The following is an 18257-nucleotide window of genomic DNA, read 5'->3' on the forward strand; positions in this document are numbered from 1 at the left end:
GTATGCGCCTCCATCGGCTCAGTCCTTGTGCTTTTTCGCATGCTTGTCGGACTTCTTGAACGCCTCTTCGAGCGCGCGGTTGATCGTGCGCAGCACCTTGACCCGCGCCCAGCGCTTGTCATTGGCCTCGACCAGCGTCCACGGCGAAATCTCGGTGCTGGTGCGGTCGACCATGTCGCCCACGGCCGCGCGATAGGCGTCCCACTTGTCGCGATTGCGCCAGTCATCCTCGGTGATCTTGAAGCGCTTGAACGGAATCTGCTCCCGAGCCTGGAAGCGCTCCATCTGCGTGTCCTTGTCGATCGCCAGCCAGAACTTGACGACGATGACTCCGGCGTCGGCGATCTGCTCTTCGAAGTCATTGATCTCGCTGTACGCGCGCAGCCAGTCGGCCGGACTGCAAAAGCCCTCGACCCGCTCCACCAGCACCCGTCCATACCAGGAGCGGTCGAACACGGTGAACTTGCCGCGCGCCGGCAGGTGTCGCCAGAAGCGCCACAAGTACGGCTGCGCGCGCTCTTCTTCGGTTGGCGCGGCAATCGGCACAATGCTGTACTGACGCGGATCGAGCGCCGCCGCCACCCGGCGAATCGCCCCGCCCTTGCCCGCCGCATCATTGCCTTCGAACACCGCCACCAAGGCGTGGCGGCGCATGCGTTTGTCACGCATCAACCCGGACAAGCGCGCCTGCTCGGTGATCAGCTGTTCTTCGTAGTCTTTCTTGTCCAGCAGCTGGTTCAGGTCGAGGCTGTCGAGCAGGTTCAGTTGATCGACAGCGGTGCCCAGGGGTGCGGCGTTGACTTCCTCGGTCTGCACCTGTGGACGCTTCAGCGCGTTTTGCAGGCCTTCGAGCAGGATCTTGCCGACCGCCAGGCTGCGGTAATTGGCGTCCATGCCTTCGATGATGTGCCACGGCGCGTAGTCGCGGCTGGTGCGGCGCAGCACGCGCTCGCCGTACTTGACGAACTTGTCGTAGGTCTGCGACTGCTGCCAGTCCAGCGGGCTGATGCGCCAGCTGTGCAGCGGGTCGTCGGCCAGTGCCTTGAGGCGCGCCTTCATCTGTTTCTTGGACAGGTGAAACCAGAACTTGAAGATCAGCGCACCTTCGTCGCACAACATCTTTTCCAGGCGCTCGGCGGCGTTGATCGCCTGATCCAGGCGCGGATCCTTGAATAAACCATGGACCCGCCCCTGAAGCATCTGGCTGTACCAGTTGCCAAAGAACACGCCCATCCGCCCCTTGGCCGGGAGCATCCGCCAGTAACGCCAGGCCGGTGGCCGCGCCAGCTCTTCATCGGTCTGCTGATCGAAGGTGCGCACCTCGATCAGGCGCGGGTCCATCCACTCGTTGAGCAACTTGACGGTTTCGCCCTTGCCGGCGCCTTCGATGCCGTTGATCAAAATGATCACCGGAAAACGCTTCTGCTGCTGCAACTCGAACTGCGCTTCCAGCAATGCTTCACGCAGCGCCGGCACAGCCTCGTCGTAAGTCTCTTTGTCGATGGCGTGACCGATTTCAGCGGATTCAAACATGGGGACGGCTCCTTCCAGGATTCAGCAAGACTAGCGGATTGGGCACGGCGATGGAGGGGAAATTCCCCCACGAAGTTGAGTTAAATGAATGAAAACCTGTGGCGAGGGAGCTTGCTCCCGCTCGGCTGCGCAGCAGACGTCACTCAGACCGACACGGTGGTTCAGATATGGCTGAGTCGCCTGGTTTGAGGGTTGCTGCGCAACCCGGCGGGAGCAAGCTCCCTCGCCACAACAAACTCACCTTCAACCTCAAATCGTCGATTGTCCTTGAACCCACTCAACCCGGCCTTGCCATGGATCAAGCACCCTGCGCCCGATCAGCTAGAATGGCCGCCTTGTCGTTGCCGAGCCTGCCATGAAACCTGTATTGCCCCACGCCCAACTCGACTGGGATGACCAGGGACGCCCGCGTTCGCGGGTGTTCGATGATGTGTATTTTTCCGACCAGTCGGGGCTGGACGAAACCCGCTACGTGTTCCTCGAACAGAACCGTCTGGCCGAGCGCTTTGCCGCGCTGCCGGCGCACGGACGACTGGTGATCGGCGAAACCGGGTTCGGCACCGGGCTGAATTTTCTCTGCGCCTGGCAGTTGTTCGAGCAGCACGCGGTGGCCGGCGCACGGCTGCATTTCGTCAGCGTCGAAAAGTACCCGCTGAGCCCGGCGGATCTGCAACGGGCGCTGGCCTTGTGGCCGGAGCTCAAGCCGCTGGCCGATCAGTTGCTGACACAATACGTGGCGATCCATCAGGGCTTTCAGCGGATCATTCTCGGCAATGGCCGGGTGACGTTGACGCTGCTGATCGGCGATGCACTGGAGCAGTTGCCGCAACTTGATGCGCAGATCGACGCGTGGTTTCTCGACGGTTTCGCCCCGGCGAAAAACCCGGACATGTGGACCGCCGAACTGTTCGTCGAACTCGCGCGTCTGGCCGCGCCCGGCTCGACCATCAGCACCTTCACCAGCACTGGCTGGGTGCGGCGCTTGCTCAATGCTGCCGGGTTCAAGATGAAGCGCACGCCGGGCATCGGCCACAAGTGGGAAATCCTGCGTGGCGCGTTTCTCGGCTGGCCGCAGGACGTCGCGCCCCCGCTGCCGGACAAACCGTGGTTCGCCCGCCCTGCCCCGCTGAGCGGTGAGCGGCGGGCGCTGGTGATCGGCGCCGGGCTGGCCGGCTGTGCGACCGCTGCCAGTCTCGCCGCGCGCGGCTGGCAAGTCAGTCTGCTGGAGCGTCACGAGGCCGTGGCGCAGGAGGCGTCGGGCAATCCGCAGGGCGTGCTCTACCTGAAGTTGTCGGCCCACGGCACGGCGTTGTCACAACTGATCGTCAGCGGCTTCGGCTACACCCGCCGGCTGCTGGAAACCCTGCAACGCGGCACGGACTGGGACGATTGCGGCGTGCTGCAATTGGCCTTCAATGCCAAGGAAGCCGAGCGTCAGGCGCAACTGGCAGCAGCATTCCCGGAAGACCTGGTGCACTGGCTCGATCAGCCGCAAGCCGAAACTCAGGCCGGGATCGGCCTGCGCCACGGCGGCTTGTACTACCCCGAAGGCGGCTGGGTGCATCCGCCGGCGCTGTGCCAGATGCAAGCTGCACAGCCGAACATCGAATTGCTCAAGCATCACCACGCGCTGGAACTGCGCCAGGTCGAGGGTCAGTGGCAGGCCCTCGACAACGAACGCCTGCTCGCCAGCGCCCCGGTGGTGGTATTGGCCGGCGCCGCGGAGATCAAACGCTTTGCGCAAAGTGCCGAGCTGCCGCTCAAGCGCATTCGCGGGCAAATCACGCGCCTGGCGCAAACCGCCGAGAGTCAGGCACTGACCACCGTGGTCTGCGCCGAAGGTTATGTGGCGCCGGCACGCCTTGGCGAACACACCCTCGGCGCCAGCTTCGACTTCAACAGCGATGACCTGACCCCGACCACCGCCGAACACCTGGGCAATCTGGCGATGCTCGAAGAGATCTCCAGCGATCTGGTCGCGCGCCTGCACATCAATGAACTGCCGGCGGAAACACTGGAGGGACGCGCCGCGTTCCGCTGCACCAGTCCCGATTATCTGCCGATCGTCGGCCCCCTCGCCGACCGCGCAGCCTTCACTCAGGCCTACGCGGCGTTGAGCAAGGATGCGCGACAAGTGCCAGACATCGCCTGCCCGTGGCTCGACGGTCTGTACGTCAACAGTGGCCATGGCTCACGGGGGCTGATCACCGCGCCGCTGTCCGGCGAACTGCTCGCGGCATGGCTGGACAACGAGCCGCTGCCACTGCCCAGAAGCGTCGCCGAGGCCTGTCACCCCAACCGTTTCGCGCTGCGCCAGTTGATTCGCGGCAAGTGAAAAATCGCGACTGGCCGCTGGTCAGTCGCTCCCTCTTATAACTCATCGTTCTAAAACTCCCACATCTGCAGCGGGTCAGTTTCTGAGTACCGGCCATTTTGGTCGAACTCGGAATCAACCCTCCCCAACGGAAAAACCGGTAAGGACTTATGTGCGGATTAGCTGGCGAGTTACGTTTTGATCATCAACCTGCAGACCTTGCAGCCGTTGAGCGAATCACCCATCACCTGGCCCCTCGCGGCCCCGACGCGTGGGGCTTCCATGCCCAAGGGCCGATTGCCCTGGGCCATCGTCGCCTGAAAATCATGGACCTGTCGGACGGCTCGGCGCAGCCGATGATCGACAGCCAACTCGGCTTGTCCCTGGCCTTCAACGGCGCGATCTACAACTTCCCGGAACTGCGCGCCGAACTCGAAGCGCTCGGTTACGCCTTCTATTCCGGTGGCGACACCGAAGTGCTGCTCAAGGGCTACCACGCCTGGGGCGAAGCGCTGCTGCCAAAGCTCAACGGCATGTTTGCCTTCGCCATCTGGGAACGCGATGCCCAGCGCCTGTTCATCGCTCGCGACCGTCTCGGCGTGAAGCCGCTGTACCTGTCGCGCACCGGTCAGCGCCTGCGCTTTGCCTCGGCCCTGCCGGCGCTGCTCAAGGGCGGCGACATCAACCCGATTCTCGATCCGGTAGCGCTCAATCACTACCTGAATTTCCACGCGGTGGTGCCCGCGCCACGCACCTTGCTCGCCGGCATCGAAAAGCTGCCGCCAGCGAGCTGGATGCGCGTTGAAGCCGATGGCCGCACCGAGCAGAAAACCTGGTGGACCCTGCCTTACGGCCCACACGACGACGAGAAGAATCTGACCCTCGAAGACTGGCGTGACCGCGTGCTCGACAGCACCCGCGAAGCCGTGGCGATCCGTCAACGGGCGGCGGTGGATGTCGGCGTGCTGCTGTCCGGCGGTGTCGATTCGAGCATGCTCGTCGGCCTGTTGCGGGAAGTCGGCGTGGAAAACCTGTCGACCTTTTCGATCGGTTTCCAGGATGCCGGCGGCGAGCGTGGCGATGAATTCCAGTATTCGGATCTGATCGCCAAACACTACGGCACCCAACACCATCAATTGCGCATCGACGAAAAAGAGATCATCGAGCAACTGCCCGCCGCATTCCGCGCGATGAGCGAGCCGATGGTCAGCCACGACTGCATCGCGTTCTATCTGTTGTCCCGCGAAGTCGCCAAACACTGCAAAGTGGTGCAAAGCGGCCAGGGCGCGGACGAGTTGTTTGCCGGTTATCACTGGTACCCGCAAGTCGATGGTGCGGCCGATCCGTATGCGGCCTATCGCGCGGCGTTCTTCGACCGCAGCTACGACGACTACGCCGCCACCGTGCAACCGAAATGGCTGACCGCCAATGACGCGGCCGGCGACTTCGTGAAGGAACATTTCGCTCAACCCGGCGCTGATGCAGCGGTCGACAAAGCCCTGCGTCTGGACAGCACGGTGATGCTGGTGGATGACCCGGTCAAACGCGTCGACAACATGACCATGGCCTGGGGCCTGGAAGCACGCACGCCGTTTCTCGACTATCGCCTGGTGGAACTCTCCGCGCGAATCCCCGGCCAGTTCAAGCTGCCCGACGGCGGCAAACAGGTGCTGAAAGAAGCGGCACGCCTGGTCATTCCAAGCGAAGTGATCGACCGCAAGAAAGGCTACTTCCCGGTTCCGGGCCTGAAGCACTTGCAAGGCGACACCTTGAACTGGGTACGCGAACTGCTGCTGGATCCGAGCCAGGATCGCGGCCTGTTCAACCCGGCCATGCTCGACAAATTGCTGACCGATCCGCAAGGCCAACTGACGCCGTTGCGCGGTTCGAAACTGTGGCAACTGGCGGCCCTGAACCTGTGGCTCAGTGAACAAGGAATCTGATCGATGAAACCTCACGCCACGGCTATCAGCCAACGCCTGTTGCGCGGTCAGACACCGTCGTATGAACGCTTGCAGGCGCGCCTGGCCGAAGACGGCAGCAAACTCGGCGCCGAGCCGATCGCCGTGCATTGCGGCTGGGGCCGGTTGCTCATCGGTCACACCTTTCCTGATCCGGCGACGCTGGCCCAGGAACTGCTCAACGAGCAGCCCGGCGAGCGCGATATCGCCCTGTACGTCGCCGCGCCGCAACAGATTCTCGGTCTGGAACCGACACAACTGTTTCTTGACCCGTCCGACACCCTGCGCCTGTGGTTCAGCGATTACCGCCCGGCCACCCGCGTGTTTCGCGGCTTCCGCATCCGCCGGGCACAGAGCGAAGCGGACTGGCAGGCGATCAATCTGCTGTATCAAGCGCGCGGCATGCTGCCGATCGATGCCTCGCGGCTGACCCCGCACCATCAAGGCGGCCCGGTGTACTGGCTGGCTGAAGATGAAGACAGCGGCGCGGTGATCGGCAGCGTCATGGGCCTCAATCACCAGAAAGCCTTCAACGACCCGGAACACGGCAGCAGCCTGTGGTGCCTGGCGGTGGATCCGCAATGTTCGCGGCCCGGTGTCGGCGAAGTGCTGGTGCGACACCTGGTCGAGCATTTCATGAGCCGCGGCTTGAGCTATCTGGATCTGTCGGTGCTGCACGACAACCGCCAGGCGAAGAACCTCTACGCCAAGCTCGGTTTCCGCAACCTGTCGACGTTCGCCATCAAGCGCAAGAACGGCATCAATCAGACGCTGTTCCTCGGGCCCGGGCCGGAAGCCAACTTCAATCCTTATGCGCGGATCATCGTCGAGGAAGCGCATCGGCGCGGCATCGATGTGCAAGTGGACGATGCCGAAGCCGGGTTGTTCACCCTCAGCCATGGTGGGCGCCGGGTGCGTTGCCGCGAATCGCTGAGCGACCTGACCAGCGCGATCAGCATGAGCCTGTGCCAGGACAAAAGCCTGACCCACAAAGTGTTGAAAGCCGCCGGCCTGCAGCTGCCTTCGCAGCAACTGGCGGGCAATGCCGACGACAACCTGGCGTTTCTCGACGAGCATCAACGGGTGGTGGTCAAGCCACTCGATGGTGAACAGGGCCAGGGCGTGGCGGTGGATTTGCAGAGCATCGAAGAGGTGCAGCAAGCCATCGAGTCCGCCAAGCGTTTTGACAGCCGCGTGTTGCTCGAAAGCTTCCACGAAGGGCTGGACCTGCGAATTCTGGTGATCGGTTTTGAGGTGGTGGCGGCGGCGATTCGCCGTCCGGCCGAAGTGGTCGGCGACGGGCACCATTCGATTGGTGCGCTGATCGAGGCCCAGAGCCGCCGTCGGCAAGCGGCCACCAGTGGCGAGAGCAAGATCCCGCTGGACCACGAAACCCAGCGCACCCTGCACGCGGCCGGTTATGACTACAGCAGCATCCTGCCGGCCGGCGAGCATCTGTTCGTGCGGCGTACGGCCAATCTGCACACCGGTGGCACGCTGGAAGATGTCACCGCGATTCTGCATCCGACCCTGGTCGATGCCGCCGTGCGTGCGGCGCGGGCGCTGGACATTCCAATGGTCGGCCTCGACCTGATGGTGCCGGCGGCCGATCAACCGGAGTACGTGTTCATCGAAGCCAACGAACGCGCGGGACTCGCCAACCACGAACCGCAGCCGACGGCGGAGCGCTTTGTCGATTTGCTGTTTCCGCACAGTCAGCCGGCGGTTTCTTGATTTTGCTTTGCCTGGGCTGACGCCTTCGCGAGCAGGCTCGCTCCCACAGGGGAATGCTTTCCAAATGTGGGAGCGAGCCTGCTCGCGAAGAGGTCCTTAAATCCACCCCCAATTCCTCATCGAAACCATCGATGTGCTCAACCCATCAGGAGTTTCCATGACCACACAAATCCCCGAACCGGATCTGAACTACCTGCAGAAAGTCCTCCTGGAAATGCTCGCCATTCCCAGCCCTACGGGGTTCACCGATACCATCGTGCGCTACGTTGCCGAGCGTCTGGAAGAACTCGGCATACCCTTCGAGATGACCCGGCGCGGCACGATCCGCGCCACCCTCAAGGGCAAGAAAAACAGCCCTGACCGCGCCGTCTCCGCGCACCTCGACACCATTGGCGCCGCTGTGCGCGCAGTGAAAGACAACGGGCGCCTGACCCTGGCTCCGGTCGGCTGCTGGTCGAGCCGGTTTGCCGAGGGTAGCCGCGTCAGCCTGTTCACCGACAACGGCGTGATTCGCGGCAGCGTGCTGCCATTGATGGCGTCCGGGCACGCGTTCAACACCGCCGTGGATGAGATGCCGATCAGTTGGGACCACGTTGAACTGCGTCTGGATGCCTACTGCGCAACCAAGGCCGATTGCGACTCGCTGGGTATCAGCGTCGGCGACGTGGTGGCCTTCGACCCGCTGCCGGAGTTCACCGAAAGCGGCCACATCAGCGCCCGACACCTTGATGACAAGGCCGGGGTTGCGGCGCTGCTCGCCGCGCTCAAAGCCATCGTCGAGAGCGGTCAGGAATTGATGATCGACTGTCACCCGCTGTTCACCATCACCGAAGAAACCGGCAGTGGCGCAGCGGCGGCCTTGCCGTGGGATGTCAGCGAATTCGTCGGCATCGACATTGCGCCGGTCGCTCCGGGCCAGCACTCCAGCGAGCATGCCGTGAGCGTGGCCATGCAGGATTCCGGCGGGCCTTACGACTATCACCTGTCGCGTCATTTGCTGCGCCTGGCCGGTGACAACGAACTACCAGTACGCCGCGACCTGTTTCGCTATTACTTCAGCGATGCGCATTCGGCGGTCACCGCCGGGCACGACATCCGCACTGCCCTGCTGGCCTTCGGTTGCGACGCCACCCACGGCTACGAGCGCACACACATCGACAGCCTGGCGGCGCTCAGTCGCCTGCTCGGGGCGTACATCCTGAGCCCGCCAGTGTTCGCCAGCGATGCCGCGCCGGCCAATGCGTCGCTCGATCGCTTCAGTCACCAGATCGAGCATGAGACGCAGATGGAGAGCGATACCCGGGTGCCGTCGGTGGACAGTCTGGTGGGGCAGCGTTCCGACAGCTGATCCGGCCTTCCCTGGTGGCTGGACTGGCCCCATCGCTGGCAAGCCAGCTCCCACAGTTTTCGGGGTGATCAGTTGTTTGCGTACACCATCAAACGCTGTGGGAGCTGGCTTGCCAGCGATAGGGCCGATACTGCCCACACAAAACTGGCAGCCAGCCACCAATCGCCGTAGCATCCCGCCATTGATTTAGCCGAGGTGCCCATGCTGATTCCCTACGACGCTCTTGAAGTCGATACCCTCACCCGCCTGATCGAGGATTTCGTCACCCGCGACGGCACCGACAACGGTGATGACACGCCGCTGGAAACCCGCGTGCTGCGCGTGCGTCAGGCGCTGACCAAAGGCCAGGCGCTGATCGTGTTCGACCCGGAAAGCGAGCAATGCCAGCTGATGCTCAAACACGACGTGCCCAAGCATCTGTTCGACTAGCGGACTTTCTCGCTGATCTGTTTGCGCTGGATCCGCTCGTAGACTTCAGAACGGTGCACATTGACCTTCTGCGGCGCCTCGACACCAAAGCGCACACTGGATCCGTTGACCGACAAAACGCGCACGGAGATGTCGTCACCGATGGAAATCAACTCGCCCACAACACGGCTGAGTACAAGCATGGAATTCGTCCTTCAGGGTTAGCCAGCCCTGAAGATGCGCGGTAGGCGCACGCTCGACAATGCGTGGCGAGCAATTCAGTCTTGCCCTACACCCGCAAGCGCGGCGCCCTTCAGACATTTCCCGCAAATCGCTAAACAGTCTCGCCTCAAGCGGCGGAAAAACGTGGCCCGAACAGAATCACGCTGGCGCCGATCACGCACAGCGCCACGCCGATCCAGTCCGAACCCAGCGGGCGCACCCGCTCGACCACCGCCAGCCAGCCGATCGACGCAACAATGTAGATTCCGCCATACGCGGCATAGGCACGACCGGCATAAGCCGCTTCGACGCGGGTCAGCAACAGGGCAAACAGCGTCAGGCTGAGCAGCGCCGGGATCACCCACAAGGCACTTTTGCCCTGGCGCAGCCACATGAAAAAAGCGAAACAACCGGCGATTTCAAACAACGCCGCAAGGAAGAACCACAAGTAATTGAGCATTGATACGTCTCGACAGGGTGACCATGGCGGCCACCCTAACGAGGCGACACCCGGCGGGCAAGTTCAACCGTTGGCGGGTTTGGCCTTGGCGCGCATTTTATCGGCCATGGTGGTCATTTCGTTGTAGATCAGTTGCGGGTTCTTCTGCTTGATCGCCCAGGCCATGCGCCCCTGTTCGTGCGGCAGGATCATGAACTCGCCGGCGGCCACGTGCTGATAGATGTAGTCGGCGATGTCAGCGGCGCTGATCGGCGAACTTTCCAGCAACTTGCCGACCTGCGCTTTCATCGCCGGCGTCGGGCCACGGAACGAATCGAGCAAGTTGGTCTGGAAGAACGATGGGCAGACCACATGCACCCCGACTTCTTGCTGCGCAAGTTCCACCAACAAGCTTTCGGACAAGGCCACCACCCCGGCCTTCGCCACGTTGTAATTGCTCATGGCCGGGCCTTGCATCAACGCCGCCATCGAAGCGATGTTGATGATCTTGCCTTTGCTCTGCTCCAGCAGCGGCAGGAACGCCTTGCAGCCCTTGACCACGCCCATCAGGTTGATTGCGATCTGCCAGTCCCAATCCTCCAGCGACAGTTCGCTGAAGAAGCCGCCGGACGCCACACCCGCGTTGTTGACGATGATATCGATACCGCCCAGCTTTACTTCGCAGGCCTGGGCCAACGCGGTGAGCTGGCTGTAGTCGCGCACATCGCAGCGCTGGGTGAACCCGTCGCCACCGGCTTCGCGCACGAGTTTCAGGGTTTCCTGCAGGCCGGGCTCGCTGACGTCGGACAAGGCCAGTTGCCAGCCTTCACGCGCCCAGCGCAGTGCGATTTCGCGACCTAAACCTGAGCCCGCGCCCGTAATCATCATGCGATTTTGCATAGCAGACAGCCTTGTTGTTCCGTAGGAGATGCGCGGAGTGTAGCGAAGGATCTTTCACACCCCACGCTCCATCAGAATGCTGAATACAGGATCAAAAGATCGCAGCGTTCGGCAGCGTCTACACACATTTTTTTCAGGCGCTGGAGCAGGCTGCGATCTTTTTGATCCTGGCTTCAAAGGAAATAAGCCTGCGATCTAAATACATTAAAAAAACATTGAATTTTCTTTGATACACACCAGTCGGAATTTGTAAGCCGTCTGGAATTAGTTAGTCGCCAGTCGCCCCTGAACATCAAGACTTCTCGAACACTATCAACAAGGAAAATCGACATGGGCACAATTCTTATCATTATCCTGATCCTGTTGCTGATCGGTGGTCTGCCGGTCTTCCCGCACTCCAGAAGTTGGGGTTATGGTCCGTCGGGCATTATCGGTGTGGTATTGGTGGTGCTGTTGGTTCTGCTGTTGCTTGGCAGGATATAAAACCCCAAGACAAAAAAAAGAGGCCCTGAGGGCCTCTTTTTTTGTCCAGCGGATTATCAGTCCGGCTTGCCGTTGATCACACCGGCGGTGTTGTCCATCAGACTCTTGGTCGCGGTTTGCAGGAACGCTTCGAGCTTGAGTTTCAATTCAGCGGTACGCGGTGCGTCCGGAATGATCTCGGCAGAAGGGTTCGCGCCCAGTTGGTACTGATAGATCTTCGGCGCCATTTCCTTCTCTTTCGGCAGCACCAGAATCTGGTCAGCAGTGACGATGGCCGTGGTCTGCTCGCTGCCCGACGGCTTGATCACACCGAAACCGGTGTCGCCGGCCGGCAGGTTGAGCAGGTCGCGACCCCAGCACTGGTGACGCACTTCGCCACCCAGACGCCCCATGATGGTCGGCACGATGTCGATCTGGGTGCCGACGGTGTGGTCACGGGTACCGAACTTCTCCTGGATGCCCGGTGCGATCATCAGCATCGGCACGTTGAAGCGGCCCAGGTCCATTTCGGTGATCTGACGCTCGTTGCCGAAACCGTGGTCGCCGACGATCACGAACAGGGTTTCCTTGAAGTACGGCTCTTTGCGCGCCTTCTCGAAGAACTGACCCAGGGCCCAGTCGGCGTAACGCATGGCAGTCAGGTGTTCGTTGAGCGTGCCGCGATCAGTCACGCGCTCGACCGGCAATGGCGTCGGCAAGGCGTACGGTGTGTGGTTGGACAGGGTTTGCAGCAGCGCGTAGAACGGCTTGCCGTTTTCCCGCGCCTTCAGCTCCACCAGACCACGGTCGAACATGTCCTGGTCGGACACGCCCCAGGTCGGATCGGAGAACACCGGGTTGACGAAGTCGTTACGACCTACAAAGTTGGTCATGCCCTGGTTGCTGAAGAAGCCCGACTGGTTGTCCCAGGCGAAGTCACCGTTGTAGACGTAGACGTCGTCATACTTGCGCGCGCTGAGCAGCTGCGGCAGGCCGGAGAGCTTGTGGCTGCCTTCCGGGGTCTGCATCAGGTATTCGAAACCCGGCAGGTTCGGGAAGCAGGCCATGGTCGCAAACATGCCCTGGTGGGTGTGCGTGCCGTTGGAGAAGAAGCGGTCGAACAACAGGCCTTCCTTCGACAGCTTGTCGAGGTACGGCGTGATGTTGCCCGATGCGCCCAAAGCGCCCACCGAGTGACCAGCCATGCTTTCCATCAGGATCACGACCACGTTCTTGATCGGCAGGGTCTTGTCGGCCGGTGGCGTGTAGTCACGACGCACGGCGGCGATATCGGCATCGACCAGTTTGTCGTCCGGCATCACCAGCATCTCGCGCACCACTTTCTGCGCCTGTTCCTGCGGCAGGGTGGCTTTCCAGATGTTGTTGCGATCCTCGCCCATGCGGTCCTTGGCGGCCGCGATCAGCGACAGCGTACCGTTGAGGCCGAGCTGGTTGGCGAAGTTCGATTCGGTGGTGTACACGTCACCCCAACGCAGCGGCGGGCCCTGACGCAGGGTGCCACGGGCCGCCACGACGCAGATCAGCAGGCAGACCACGAACACCGCCAGACGGGTGTACCACGGCGCCACCTGACGGGTGCCGACGTTGCCACCGCTGAACGGGCCGCGTGGACGGGTCGCACGATCGGCGCCCTTGAAGGCCAGGGTCAGGATCACCGTGCCGACGGCCCACGCCAACAGATAGCGCACCACCGGGAAACCGTACCAGAGCATGCTCATCACGGTTTTCGGATCTTCTTTCACGTACTGGAACACCAGGCCGTTGAGGCGTTGGTGAAACTCGCGGTAGAAGTCCATCTCCATCAGGCCGAGGAACAGCGCGATGCTGGACACCACGGTCAGCCACAGCCGGAAGAAGCCGCGCGCCGCCATAGCGCGGGCACTGAACAGTGCCAGCAGCAGCGGAACGCAGACGTAGACCACCAGGCGCAGGTCGAAACGCAGGCCGTTGGCGAAGGCTTCGAGGAAGGTCGAGGCCGGGGTATCGAGGATCATCTCGCGGTTGTAGACCAGCAGCGCGAGGCGCAGCACGGAAAACATCACCATCATGACCAGGGCACACAACAGGGTGTAGGCCAGATGCGATTTGACGGTCGGTTGCAGCAGGCGAGTGGAAGATCGCTGCTGATTCAGGGCGTCCGGGTTTGCCATGTCGTTTTAGGACCCATTGGAAGTTGAAGTTGCAAAATACAGCGGCGCCATGCCCTCTATTGGCCATTCCAGGCCCCGGGGCGTGCGCGGTGCGCAAATGTTGCCCGATCAACGACAGCATTGCCATTGATTACTGCCCCACTGCCCGACTCTTTCATACAGGCAGCCGTAAGGGGACGAAGTGAATTGCGCGGGCGAATTGTCTGGAACGCTTTGTGAAAATTTCGTGCAACGCATATCTGGAAACACAATATAACGACAAAACAAAAACGCCCCGAATCGATCGGGGCGTTTTGCTTTAAGCGCGGATTACTTCTCGGCGCGTTCTTTCAAGGCTTTAAGGGTGTTGAACGGCGCGTCGACCACAAACTTGTTGGCGACCATGGCTGGCACGCTGCCGCCTGGTTCGGTGTGCACCTGATAGGTCACTTCCACCTGATCACCTTTCGGTACAAACTTCCAGAAGCCTTTGACCTGAGTGACACGGACAAAGCCTTTTTCTTCCGGAATGTACTTCGGCAAGCCTTCGAGGTTGCGCGTCAGGCTGCCATCAGCGCCTTCGACGGTGGTGATGTGCAGCACCGAATCACGCGAAGTGACGGGCCACGGCGTGTTGAACTGAGTGTAGGTCCAGCTCTGATCGCCCTCGTGTTTGAGCAACTTCTGGGTCTTGCACTCGTAGATCCAGGCGCAGGCACCGGACACGTCTTCCTGCAAGGCGCGCAGTTTGGCAACGGTGGTTTTCATCAGGGCAACCCCCTGATAGGACTTGTAGTCCGAACCCGGCACTTCGGCCAGCGAGACCTTGATACCGTCTTCATTTTTAGCGACTTTCCAGTCTTCGGCCTGAGCAACCGAAGTAGCCAGCACGGCCGTCAAACCACACAACACAGCGATACGATGCAGCGAACCCATAGTCTTATTCCTTATTGTTGAAGTTCCGTTCGTTTGACACATCACGCCGCCGTCATCTGCTCCCACCAGCCGATCAACCTGATCGCTTCTTCCGAGCTGCTGCCACAGACTTCGACATCGGCGGCAAATCCTGAACAGACCGCTGGACGTTCCGGCTGGCCGAAAATGCTGCACAGGTTTTCGACCGACAGCTGCACGCAACGTTCGCCGGCAGGTTTGCCATTGGGCATGCCCGGAATGGCAGAACTGATGGAAGGGGCAATGCAGCAAGCGCCACAGCCTTCACGGCATTTCATGACGAGCAAGTCCTCGCGACGGGCAATGTGTTAAAGAGACACGGACAGAGTAACCGCTAAAACGGTTGTTTCAAATTCCCTGAATCGGGGTTTTTATCGATAACTGAATGTGACTGACCAGTCTCCGACAAAGCGTCTGGTCTGCGGGTCACGGATCGATTGAATTTATTGCTTGAACTCGAAATCCAGCGCAGCGCCTTCAACTTCACGGCGCTCTTCGTTGCGCAACTGCAACTGCATTTCGTTGCTGAGCAAACGGCCGTTGAGCTGGAAACCGCTGTTCTTCTCACCAAACATCTGCGGCAGGATCGCATCGTGTTTGGGCATCGGCACGGTACCGGCCGGTTTGAGTTGCTGGACCATGTCCTTGGGCAGACTCAGATCGAGCTTGGCCGGCGGCAGTTTGGTCTTCACCACCTCACTGGCCGGTTTCGACTTGGAAGCGACCGGAGGCCGTTTCTTCACCGAGGCGGCTTTCTTCTGCGGGGATTTCTTATCCTGAGTTTGCTTGCCGGCAACGGTTTTCTGGCTGGCGGTCGCCTTGCTCGCGGGTGCGGACGCTGCGGGTTTTTCCTGAACGGCGGCTGCCATGACTCCGGGCGCGTGGCCCATCGTCAATACACAAAGCACAAACCAGGCAGCAGGAAAAATCGCTTTCATGAACCCAACAACACTGACGGCAGAGAGCCATATGCTCGCCTGTTGAGCGTCACAAGACAAGCACGACGCGCCGCTCGTTCAGAAACCGCCCGCAGTTTCCTGACACAGTTGCGTCGCCAGCAAACCGAGTGTCATCAGCGCCCTTTCCGCCTCGCGATTCCACGGCGTGCCGCAATTGAGGCGGATACAGTGGTTGAACTGCTCGGTATTACTGAAGATCAGACCCGGCGCGATGCTGATGCCCTGCTGCAATGCCCGCACGTGCAATTCCTGGGTATTGACCCTGCCCGGCAGACTCACCCAGAGGATGAAACCGCCCGTGGGCCGGGTCATTTGCGTGCCTTCAGGGAAGTACTGCTGCACTGCCAGCTGGAACGCGCTGAGGTTTTTTCGGTATTCCTGGCGGATGTACCGTAAATGCCGGTCATAACCGCCATTTTCCAGATAAGCGGCAATCGCCATTTGCGTCACGCTGCACGCCGAATGGGTGGTGAACGTCTGCAGACGCTGGATTTCCTGCTGATACTTGCCGGCAATCATCCAGCCGACCCGCACACCCGGCGACAGCGTCTTGGAGAAGCTTGAACAGTAGATCACCCGATCCAGCCGGTCGTAGGCCTTCAGGGCTTTGGTGCGGCCCTGTTCGAACATCAACTCGCCGTAGATGTCATCCTCGACAATCTGGATGTCGAAGTCCGAGGCCAGGCGCAGCAATTGTTTCTGCCGCTCTTCCGGCATGGTGCCGCCCAGTGGATTGCTCAGGCGCGTGGTCAGGACCAAGGCCTTGATCGACCATTGGTTGGCCGCCAGTTGCAGGGCCTCGAGGCTCATGCCGGTGGCCGGATCGCTGGGAATCTCGATGACTTTCAGGCCCAGCAGATCGGCCAGTTGCAGCAGGCCGTAATAGGTCGGTGATTCGGCGGCGATCAGATCGCCCGGACGGGTCAGCACGCGCAACGACATCTGCAATGCATCGACGCAACCGTGGGTGATCACCACTTCTGAAGGATCGACCACCACCCCAGCGTCGCGCATGCGGATTGCCACTTGCCGGCGCAACGGTTCGAAACCTGGGCTGAACATGTAGCTGAACGCCCGCGGGCTATGGAATCGGGTGACTTTGGCCAATTGCTGATGCAATGCACGCACCGGCAAATACTCGACGCTCGGCACCGCCGCGCCCAAGGGGAATACCCCTTCGCGACGGGATTCGACCAACACTTGCTGAATGATGCTGGCGCGGGTGACCAGACCCGGCCGTTCGACCCGGGCGATATCCGGCGTCGGGGCCGTCAGTGCCGGGGTCTGATGCACGTAGTAACCGGACTGCGGCCGTGCGCGGATCAGGCCCTGATCTTCGAGATTGGCGTAAGCCTGCAACACCGTCGCATGGCTGACGTTGAGCTGCGAACTCATCTTGCGCACCGACGGCACACGTTCCCCGGGCTGATAGACGCCACGGCGGATGTCCTCGGCCAGTTGCTGAGCAATACGCTGGTAGAGCAAGAGATTGGTCATGACGCAGTACTCGATTTCACGGGCGTTTTATTCTTGTGTGAAACAATACCGGAACAGTTTAGAAGTGTACTGGGACAGTTGCCACTTTAGTCAACCATACAGTGCTGTGTCAGCCACAACTGTATGGATTTGCGCCCCCCTCGACAGACGTAAAAAAGCCCGGCGCTGCATGACAGCCCGGGCTTTCCAGAGACGCAGCCCTCAGCGGGCAGCGCCGAGCTGGCCTTTTTCGTCGGAGAACACAATTTCCACCCGACGGTTCTGTGCCCGCCCACGCTCGGAGGCGTTGGCGTCCACCGGGTACTCGTCGCCGTAGCCTTCGACCTGAATCCGTTTGTCCTCGATGCCCAAGTCCATCAGCACATCCGCTACTGCCTGCGCGCGATCACGCGACAGCTTGAGGTTTTCCTGCTTGCCGCCGGTGCTGTCGGTGTAACCCTCGATCCGCACCACGCGTTTCGGATTGAGCTGGAGGAACTGCACGATCTTCAACACCACGCGGTTGGCGGAGTTCTTGAGTTCCGCTTCGCCGGTGTCGAACAACACGTCGCCGAGGGTCATGACCAGACCGCGATCGGTTTGCGTGGTAGCCAGCGCGACGATCTGCTCTTCGAGCCACTTGCCCTGCTGCTGCACGCTCAGCAGTTTGGACTCGCGCAGGGCCAGTTGCAGGCGCTGGCGTTCCAGCTCGAGCTTCGCCGCGCGCTCTTCGTTGAGCACCAGATTGGTGTGTTCGCGGGCGATTTCGCTGTAGCGCTGGCTCAGGTAGGCGTAATGCGCCACGTCCGAGCCACTGCCCCAATAGGTCGACAGGCGATCGGCACGGGCCAGCGACTCACCGGCGCGGATCACGTCCTTGGGCGCGATGCGCAGCACGTTGGAATCTTCCTTGACCTTCTGAAAGTCGCTGCTGGCCTGCTGCAAGGCGGCTTCGCTGTGTTGGCCGGCGCAACCGTAGAGGCTCGCGCAACCGGCGAGAATCAGTCCGCCGAGGACTTTTGACTGGAGGCTCATTGGGCATCTCCCAGTTGCTTGCGCAGACGGATGATGCGGGTGTTCAGCACATTCAATTGCTCTTCGCTCTTTTGCGTCAGCACTTTGGCTTCGGCCAGACGTGCATCCAGCTCGGCCTGCTCGGAACGCATGCGCGCGTTCTTGAATGACTCGTCGGCCATGTTGCCCTTGGCCCGGTTGAACTTGTCTTCGGCCAGCTTCATTTCCGGCATGTCATCAGCCGTCGCACCGACGGCCTTGGCCTGGGCGATGGCCTGCTCTGTCAGACGCATTTGTTCATTGGGTGCCGGATCATTGGCGCAGCCGGCCAGGGCCAGAACGGCCATGGCCGCGAAAAGAGGTCGAATACTCACTAAGAATCC

General features: G+C 61.1%; 17 protein-coding genes. 6 read left to right on the top strand and 11 right to left on the bottom strand.

The window, feature by feature from the left end:
- Window positions 1–18: 18 nt before the first annotated feature.
- Window positions 19–1533 (bottom strand): polyphosphate:AMP phosphotransferase, encoded by a 1515-nt coding sequence (gene pap, locus HBN98_RS05960; RefSeq protein ID WP_083368264.1) that lies wholly within the window; start codon window positions 1531–1533, stop codon window positions 19–21.
- A gap of 355 nt (window positions 1534–1888) precedes the next feature.
- Between pap and mnmC the strand changes: the two genes are divergently transcribed.
- The 5 genes from mnmC to HBN98_RS05985 all read left to right on the top strand — a co-directional run bounded on the left by mnmC (window position 1889) and on the right by HBN98_RS05985 (window position 9319).
- The gene (gene mnmC, locus HBN98_RS05965; RefSeq protein ID WP_083368263.1) at window positions 1889–3868 is read left to right on the top strand and encodes a bifunctional tRNA (5-methylaminomethyl-2-thiouridine)(34)-methyltransferase MnmC2/FAD-dependent 5-carboxymethylaminomethyl-2-thiouridine(34) oxidoreductase MnmC1; all 1980 of its coding nucleotides are present in this window, start codon (window positions 1889–1891) and stop codon (window positions 3866–3868) included.
- A 149-nt stretch (window positions 3869–4017) separates the two neighbouring features.
- A complete protein-coding gene (locus HBN98_RS05970; RefSeq protein WP_083368262.1) occupies window positions 4018–5790 on the top strand; it encodes an N-acetylglutaminylglutamine amidotransferase in 1773 nt (590 codons plus the stop codon).
- Window positions 5791–5793: 3 nt separating this feature from the next.
- Window positions 5794–7542, top strand: coding sequence for an N-acetylglutaminylglutamine synthetase (ngg, locus tag HBN98_RS05975; RefSeq protein ID WP_064588643.1), 1749 nt, complete (start codon window positions 5794–5796; stop codon window positions 7540–7542).
- Window positions 7543–7699: 157 nt separating this feature from the next.
- A complete protein-coding gene (locus tag HBN98_RS05980; RefSeq protein WP_064588644.1) occupies window positions 7700–8890 on the top strand; it encodes an osmoprotectant NAGGN system M42 family peptidase in 1191 nt (396 codons plus the stop codon).
- 201 nt (window positions 8891–9091) lie between these two features.
- Complete coding sequence (locus HBN98_RS05985; protein WP_003192759.1) at window positions 9092–9319, top strand: YheU family protein; 228 nt, start codon at window positions 9092–9094, stop codon at window positions 9317–9319.
- Here HBN98_RS05985 and csrA read toward each other — a convergent pair.
- The 3 genes from csrA to HBN98_RS06000 form a co-directional block, all read right to left on the bottom strand.
- A complete protein-coding gene (gene csrA, locus HBN98_RS05990) occupies window positions 9316–9501 on the bottom strand; it encodes a carbon storage regulator CsrA (protein ID WP_007965653.1) in 186 nt (61 codons plus the stop codon). The two genes, HBN98_RS05985 and csrA, sit on opposite strands and share 4 nt — an antisense overlap.
- A 146-nt stretch (window positions 9502–9647) precedes the next feature.
- Window positions 9648–9980 carry a YnfA family protein gene (locus tag HBN98_RS05995; RefSeq protein WP_003226957.1) on the bottom strand — a complete coding sequence of 111 codons (333 nt, stop codon included), beginning with the start codon at window positions 9978–9980 and terminating at the stop codon, window positions 9648–9650.
- A 63-nt stretch (window positions 9981–10043) separates the two neighbouring features.
- A complete protein-coding gene (locus tag HBN98_RS06000; protein ID WP_064588645.1) occupies window positions 10044–10859 on the bottom strand; it encodes an SDR family oxidoreductase in 816 nt (271 codons plus the stop codon).
- Window positions 10860–11183: 324 nt separating this feature from the next.
- Between HBN98_RS06000 and HBN98_RS06005 the strand changes: the two genes are divergently transcribed.
- The gene (locus tag HBN98_RS06005) at window positions 11184–11342 is read left to right on the top strand and encodes a DUF3309 family protein (RefSeq protein WP_169432680.1); all 159 of its coding nucleotides are present in this window, start codon (window positions 11184–11186) and stop codon (window positions 11340–11342) included.
- A gap of 56 nt (window positions 11343–11398) precedes the next feature.
- On the opposite strand, the gene HBN98_RS06010 is transcribed toward HBN98_RS06005, so the two are convergent.
- The 7 genes from HBN98_RS06010 to HBN98_RS06040 all read right to left on the bottom strand — a co-directional run bounded on the left by HBN98_RS06010 (window position 11399) and on the right by HBN98_RS06040 (window position 18248).
- Window positions 11399–13492: an LTA synthase family protein gene (locus HBN98_RS06010; protein WP_083368261.1), complete on the bottom strand. Its 2094-nt coding sequence runs from the start codon at window positions 13490–13492 to the stop codon at window positions 11399–11401.
- A gap of 309 nt (window positions 13493–13801) precedes the next feature.
- A complete protein-coding gene (locus HBN98_RS06015) occupies window positions 13802–14407 on the bottom strand; it encodes an START domain-containing protein (protein WP_083368260.1) in 606 nt (201 codons plus the stop codon).
- A 41-nt stretch (window positions 14408–14448) separates the two neighbouring features.
- Entirely contained in the window at window positions 14449–14703 is a 255-nt protein-coding gene (locus HBN98_RS06020; protein WP_027612393.1) for a YkgJ family cysteine cluster protein, read from the bottom strand.
- Window positions 14704–14868: 165 nt separating this feature from the next.
- Complete coding sequence (locus tag HBN98_RS06025) at window positions 14869–15363, bottom strand: translation initiation factor 2 (protein WP_083368259.1); 495 nt, start codon at window positions 15361–15363, stop codon at window positions 14869–14871.
- Between the two features lie 78 nt (window positions 15364–15441).
- Window positions 15442–16881 carry an aminotransferase-like domain-containing protein gene (locus tag HBN98_RS06030; protein ID WP_064588649.1) on the bottom strand — a complete coding sequence of 480 codons (1440 nt, stop codon included), beginning with the start codon at window positions 16879–16881 and terminating at the stop codon, window positions 15442–15444.
- 201 nt (window positions 16882–17082) lie between these two features.
- Entirely contained in the window at window positions 17083–17895 is an 813-nt protein-coding gene (locus tag HBN98_RS06035) for an OmpA family protein (RefSeq protein ID WP_064588650.1), read from the bottom strand.
- Window positions 17892–18248 (bottom strand): DUF4398 domain-containing protein, encoded by a 357-nt coding sequence (locus tag HBN98_RS06040; protein ID WP_169842076.1) that lies wholly within the window; start codon window positions 18246–18248, stop codon window positions 17892–17894. The genes HBN98_RS06035 and HBN98_RS06040 overlap by 4 nt, the downstream gene beginning before the upstream one ends.
- Between the last annotated feature and the right edge of the window lie 9 nt (window positions 18249–18257).

Source organism: Pseudomonas koreensis, assembly GCF_012986595.1.
GTDB lineage: Bacteria > Pseudomonadota > Gammaproteobacteria > Pseudomonadales > Pseudomonadaceae > Aquipseudomonas > Aquipseudomonas koreensis.

Bases quoted from the DNA above. Each gene is read 5' to 3' on its own strand.
- pap (WP_083368264.1), bottom strand. From the start codon at position 1,533: ATGTTTGAATCCGCTGAAATCGGTCACGCCATCGACAAAGAGACTTAC.
- mnmC (WP_083368263.1), top strand. From the start codon at position 1,889: ATGAAACCTGTATTGCCCCACGCCCAACTCGACTGGGATGACCAGGGA.
- HBN98_RS05970 (WP_083368262.1), top strand. From the start codon at position 4,018: ATGTGCGGATTAGCTGGCGAGTTACGTTTTGATCATCAACCTGCAGAC.
- ngg (WP_064588643.1), top strand. From the start codon at position 5,794: ATGAAACCTCACGCCACGGCTATCAGCCAACGCCTGTTGCGCGGTCAG.
- HBN98_RS05980 (WP_064588644.1), top strand. From the start codon at position 7,700: ATGACCACACAAATCCCCGAACCGGATCTGAACTACCTGCAGAAAGTC.
- HBN98_RS05985 (WP_003192759.1), top strand. From the start codon at position 9,092: ATGCTGATTCCCTACGACGCTCTTGAAGTCGATACCCTCACCCGCCTG.
- csrA (WP_007965653.1), bottom strand. From the start codon at position 9,501: ATGCTTGTACTCAGCCGTGTTGTGGGCGAGTTGATTTCCATCGGTGAC.
- HBN98_RS05995 (WP_003226957.1), bottom strand. From the start codon at position 9,980: ATGCTCAATTACTTGTGGTTCTTCCTTGCGGCGTTGTTTGAAATCGCC.
- HBN98_RS06000 (WP_064588645.1), bottom strand. From the start codon at position 10,859: ATGCAAAATCGCATGATGATTACGGGCGCGGGCTCAGGTTTAGGTCGC.
- HBN98_RS06010 (WP_083368261.1), bottom strand. From the start codon at position 13,492: ATGGCAAACCCGGACGCCCTGAATCAGCAGCGATCTTCCACTCGCCTG.
- HBN98_RS06015 (WP_083368260.1), bottom strand. From the start codon at position 14,407: ATGGGTTCGCTGCATCGTATCGCTGTGTTGTGTGGTTTGACGGCCGTG.
- HBN98_RS06020 (WP_027612393.1), bottom strand. From the start codon at position 14,703: ATGAAATGCCGTGAAGGCTGTGGCGCTTGCTGCATTGCCCCTTCCATC.
- HBN98_RS06025 (WP_083368259.1), bottom strand. From the start codon at position 15,363: ATGAAAGCGATTTTTCCTGCTGCCTGGTTTGTGCTTTGTGTATTGACG.
- HBN98_RS06030 (WP_064588649.1), bottom strand. From the start codon at position 16,881: ATGACCAATCTCTTGCTCTACCAGCGTATTGCTCAGCAACTGGCCGAG.
- HBN98_RS06035 (WP_064588650.1), bottom strand. From the start codon at position 17,895: ATGAGCCTCCAGTCAAAAGTCCTCGGCGGACTGATTCTCGCCGGTTGC.